Source organism: Pseudomonas agronomica (assembly GCF_025917275.1).
GTDB classification, from domain to species: Bacteria; Pseudomonadota; Gammaproteobacteria; order Pseudomonadales; family Pseudomonadaceae; genus Aquipseudomonas; species Aquipseudomonas agronomica.
The window spans coordinates 1-5,729 of sequence record NZ_JAOSHO010000339.1 but is presented as its reverse complement, the minus strand read 5'-3'; the positions used below and the strand labels follow the sequence as shown (position 1 = coordinate 5,729).

The following is a 5,729-nucleotide window of genomic DNA, read 5'->3' as shown; positions in this document are numbered from 1 at the left end:
TCCAGCGGGAGCAAGCTCCTTCGCCACAAGGTCATTCAGCCCCCAGGGTTCGACCTGATGAATATCCGCTGCGCCTGCTATCATGCGCAGCACTCCCCCCTCGCCGACAGGATCGCGCCGCGTCCCATGGATTACCGCAAACCCTCAGACCGCAAAAGCATGCATGCGCGCATTGTCCAGGAACTGGGCATGCAGATCGTCTCCGGGCGCTTCAAGCCGGACGACAAACTGCCCGCCGAAGCCCTGCTGTGCGAAGAGTATGCGGTCAGCCGCCCGGTGCTGCGCGAAGCCACGCGGGTGCTCGTCGCCAAGGGCCTGGTGTATTCGCGTCCTCGCGTGGGCACGGTGGTCAAGGCCCGGCGGGAATGGCACATGCTCGACCCGGACGTGCTGCACTGGCTGATGCAGAGCAGCCCGCAGAACGAATTTTTCGGCCTGCTCACCAGCGTGCGCAGCATCATCGAACCGGCGGCGGCTGCCCTCGCCGCCCAGTTCGCCACCGACGAAGACATCGCCGCGATCAACGAAGCCTACCAGCGCATGGAAGCCGCCCCGACCCCCGAAGCCCTGCTGCAACCGGACCTGGACTTCCACAGCCGCATCGCCGACGCGACCCACAACGACCTGCTCGCCAACCTCTGCAACATGTTGTCGGTGGCCATTGCCGAAGCACTCAAGCACTCCAACCAGCGGCCCAACCTGCATGAGCTGGCGATGCCGCGACACAAGGCGATCCTCACCGCCATCGAAAACCGCGACGCGCTCGGTGCCCGCCATGCCACGCTGGTGCAGCTCGACGATGCCCGCAGCGCATTGAACGTCGTATTGGGCAGCGATAACGACCGGACCTGACACAACCTGCGCACAACGGGTGGTATCTATATACCGCACGCAGGGGCCCTGAATCCCGATACTGGACTCGTCGTCATCCCGACGACCCCGAGTCCAGGAAAAGGAATTCTCATGACCTCGCTCTCCCAGGCTGACAATCCCCGCGCGCTTGTGCGAAACGTCAGCCAGCAATTCGCCGGCCGCCCCACGTTCGAGCAGGCCGTACACGACATGCTTGAACAGGCCATCAAGGCAAGATACCCCTCGTTGACTCTCGACCTGTCCAAGACCCAGCTGGCGTGTCCGGGTACCGATACGCCTGCCTGGCGCTTTCAACCGTTCATGCCCCTGGTGCTTGATTACCTGGCCCACGGTACACCCGTGAAACTGGGATCAAACGGACAGCCTGCCTGTTATCTTTCCGACACCCTCCCACACCGTCCCCAACCAGCCGCCGGCGGTCTGGACATGGCCGTCATTGAAAAACTGTTGGCGGAGCTACCCTGGACGGTACCGATCGGCCTCGCCGATGCACTGGCTCGCTACTGGAACCTGGACATCGACAACGGCGCCACAACGCACGCCGGCGCCCGCACCAATCGCTGGCAATGGCTCAGCGATACGCTCAAGAACGGGCTGCATGTCCAAGCGCTGCGCCAACCGAGACTGCCTGAACCGGCACGCGAAGCCCTTGACCAGATCGTCCGCTGGCCAGACCGCGACCAACGCGTCAGCCAGAATCCTTCACCGGTCTATGCCTACAGCCTGAAAAGCAGGGTCACCCAGGGCATGTCCCGTACCGAACTGCCCAGCTGCGAGATCCTGTTGCTTCATTACACCCCGTCCGGACTCGTCATTCTGCTTTGCAGCCCCGGCAGCGCCGTGCAGGCCTTCGATTCGATGGAGGCTTTCAACCGCCACTGGGGCGCGTTGATAGCCAAGCGTTACGTCGTCGACACCGTAAGCTGCCAACGCTACGAGATCGATGGCGATGCCTTCGACACCCAGGCCGCCATGATCCTGGAACGACAATTGGCGGACGTCGAGGCGATAGCCCTTCCCTCCCACATTGGCCTGCAAGACCTGGAAGCGCTCTACAGCGAGCTGAGCGACCCCACCCGCCATTTGGGCGACGTGCCCCGCCTCAACGCCGGAGCAACGACAAAACTCAAGCCGTTGCTACCTGAATGGCTGGAAAAGGCCTCCCTTGCCGATCGGACCACCTTCCAGCGATACACCCTCGCGCTGGCCAGCGTCAAGCAACGTGGCCAAGACTGGCACCCTATCGATGACATCAGGACTTTCACCGCTGACGCGTTGCTCGCGCAGATGGAAAAAGCCAACGAAAGCAGTTCGAACAAGGTCCCGCCCCGCCAGTTTCACCCCGACGATGTGGAACTGACGTTCACCGTCTCGGCCGGGTATCCCGGCGCCGTAGGCATCAGCGAAAAAAGGGCCATGAGCCTGACCCAACTGGCGATTGATAACCTCGTCTCGCGCCCCAGTGGGCATGTGACACTCAGCCATCGCCAAGGTCTGGCATTGCCATCGTGGTTGACGGCAGACTTCATCAGCCGCCGGGGTGGGCTTATCGAGCAAGTGGACATCGGCACAACGTATCCGCGCTACCTGCATGAGACGCTGTTGAGCGATTCGCTACAAGCGCACAACAATCGACGCCTGTTTGCCGAGCAGATTCCCGCGCAGCTCCGGCTCGAAGCGCTGCAAAACATGCTCGACAATAGAAACGGAATGACCCGCCAAGGGCTAGGCCTGATAGAGGCTGTTCTGCAACCCGACGTTGACGGTCAGCGGATTGATGGGCGTGCCGTGGTGATTCGCCACTTGGCCTTCCTGCGCAAGCCAGAAGCCAGACCCGACGTCGTAACCAATATGTTCATCGTCGAGGCGCACGACGCAACAAACGGTCCCCATGTGTTGTATCGGCCACTGTATACGCCTGTATTGCTGGAGTTCCCCACGCGACAGGCTCTGTTGCGGGCGGTCGCCATCACCGGGGATCTGCAGGACAGCATCCTGACCTGGATGTCCGACGCTGCTCGACCGGTCTATGCCAACGGTGGCTTCACTGAGCCACACGTTGTGCATTTCTTCCAGGGCGATGAATTCAGCGTGCCCGAGAAACCCGCCCCGGCCACGCTCGCCCTCGACGGAGGCGACGATGAACTGTTGCAATACCTGCGCAACGGCAAGCTCATGGAGTTTCTCTACGGTTGCAATGCCCAGGCCCTGGTGACCCAGGCCGACCGACAGTCGGTCTCCAACAGCGAAAGCCGCTGGGCAGTCTTCCTCAAGGGCGGCAGCTTGCTGTTCAACACACTGCTGTTCCCGTTGTTGCGCGGACCGGCCATGGCCAGCGTCTGGCTATTGAACCTCATGGCCAGCGCCACTCAGGACTTCCCGGCGCTGAACAGTGGCGATCCGGCGACACGGGAATCGGCCGCGGTCGATTTGCTGATCAACCTTGCCCTGCTGGTGAGCCAGGTTCCGTCCCTTCGCGAGCCGTCTCTCCCTGCCCTTTCGACAGCCATCAAAAACCAAGCGATGCGCGCCCCCGCGACACGCTTCATCCCGGAGCAATGGCCTGCACCGGCAACGCCTGCCCTGTTGGAAGGCCCCGTAGCCTTGCCTGGCGCCGATGCCCCGGCAGCCATTCTCGATTTGAAATTTTCCAATGCCCGGCGTCGCCTGACACCGGAGCAACATGCCCAACTGCGGAACATGCAAGTGGCGCAGCCCGCCTCGCTGCCCAACCCGATCAGGCATGGCTCGCTCAAGGGGTTGTATGTGATTGATAACCGTTGGCACGCATTGGTAGAAGGCCACCTGTATCGAATCGACCTCGAATCGCAGGACAGCGTGAACATCATCGACCCGCTTGCCCCGTCACACAGGGGGCCACTATTGCAGACGGATAATCAAGGCAACTGGACCCTGGACCTGCGCCTGCGCTTGCGAGGGGGAATGCCCCCCAGACGCATCGCCGAACAGCGGCGCCTCAACAAGGAAAGAGCGTTCGAATTGACCAAGGAAATACACACCATCACGGCGCAGGAGGTTGAACGGCAGAAGGCCTTGGACGTCGCCCAAAGCGTGATGGAGAGACTCGAAGAAGCCAGCGCCTATACCGAGAAGCAGCGCGCGCCGAAACGCAAGGTGTATTACGACCTGCTAAACGAGCAGACCAACAACTATATGAAACTGTTGGACAGCGCACCCGAGCGCGCCAGCCTGGGCATCGAGTTACCTTCCGACATGCTTCGCAAACTGATGGAAAACATTATCAACAATGCGCGCAAGGCTTTCGTCGTCGCCGAGATGGACTATGCCGCCATTAACGCGGCCTACCCCCACTTCCAGGAGAAAGGTTCGGCAATGGCTGCCTTCCTCCGGGACCCCGCAGCTTATTTCAAATTCATCGATGCGGTCAGCGACATCAATGATCGCAAAATCCACTGGTTGGAACTCAAGGACAAGCTCCTGGACAAGTTATTGAACCTGGACCCTGCGGGCGCCCAGGCTTTCGAGCGCCTGACCGCAGACCGTCCAATCGATGAAGCCAGTGCAACGGGCATCAGGGGCCTGCAGTTGGCTACGCTTCCAATGCTGGCGATAAAACATCGCTCGACTGATCTGCCCGACAGCCTGTACCGCATTGTCAGGCCCCTGGGAAAGCATGTGCGCACCCACGCCGAGATGCGCATGTATGACTTATCGCCATCGGAACAGCTGCAAGTACTGGAAAGTCTGACCGAGCACTACGGTGGGGCCTTGGATGCGCTACAAGGGATGAAAACCCTGTATGCCGAAGACATCCACGAATCGTATTTCGACAGAATGATCGGAGTGGTCAAGAGTCTCTACGAAGAAGTCTCTGGAAAACTGGCGGCACACGTCAAGCCCGAGCCAACCCCGAACAAGCAGCCGCCAAGACGCGCCAAGGCGACTGCAGGTCGGGCGCAGAAAAAAGTCATCAAGACCCGCCGTAGCGGCGTTCTGATCGGTGATCTCAAACCGGCCGGTACCACCCTGCCGATCGAAGTCGTCGAACTGCGCTCCGAAGTGGATAACGAACTCATCGCCACCTATTCGCGCCACGAAGACGTCTGGGACGTCATCGAGGTGCAGCGACCAGCTCCTGTGCCGACGACCCGTGCCCTCAACGCGATCAAGCGCGATGCGCGCGAACTGCTCGGTGAGTTGGCTGAGCGTTTGCGCCGGGCTGAACGCTATAGGCAGCATTGCCGCCATCCTCAGGAAATCGAGGAGATCATGGCCAATGAAGCGAGTCGCTACCGCACGCTCACCGAAGAACTCGACAGGGCTTTCGCGGCGTCACAAACACCGCGAACACCCGCAGACGAGACGTTGAGCACGCATCTGTCGGACGCCATTTCCGAGCTGACCAACAAGGGCAGCGCCCTGCGCACCGAATTGAGCCTGCAACTGCCGCCGACTGACGGCAACCTTCGGTACTTGTTTGAGAAAAACCTGATACAGGTTGCGCGGCTGGGTGAACGCAAGGCCTTGAAAGGCACCCGCAAGGATTTTCTCCAAGAGTACGCCATCAACGACCGCGACGGTTTTCCACTCTGGTACGCGCATTTCCACTACGAAACGGCCGAGACGCCGAAAGCCGACTACAGCGTTGCGCACCTGAAATCCAAGGACCAGCGCCGGGAGCATTACCATTCGCTGCTCGCCAAGGCGGATAGCCCGTATGCAGTGGTGAATGTGCACCGTGGGCAGATTGGCAAATCACTGGCCCACGCCAAGTTTCTACCGCTGGCGCCCTGACTGGTCACTTCAGTCGGGTGTGATTCATCGTGGCGAGGGAGCTTGCGCCCGTCGGACGCCGCAGGAGCTGCGTAGGAGCT

Annotated in this window: 2 protein-coding genes; both read left to right on the top strand. The window is 60.7% G+C overall.

Annotated elements, in window-relative coordinates:
• Window positions 1–126: 126 nt before the first annotated feature.
• A complete protein-coding gene (locus OC610_RS20015) occupies window positions 127–852 on the top strand; it encodes a FadR/GntR family transcriptional regulator (protein WP_264430139.1) in 726 nt (241 codons plus the stop codon).
• A 111-nt stretch (window positions 853–963) separates the two neighbouring features.
• The gene (locus OC610_RS20010) at window positions 964–5,649 is read left to right on the top strand and encodes a dermonecrotic toxin domain-containing protein (RefSeq protein WP_264430138.1); all 4,686 of its coding nucleotides are present in this window, start codon (window positions 964–966) and stop codon (window positions 5,647–5,649) included.
• The last annotated feature ends 80 nt before the right edge of the window (window positions 5,650–5,729 follow it).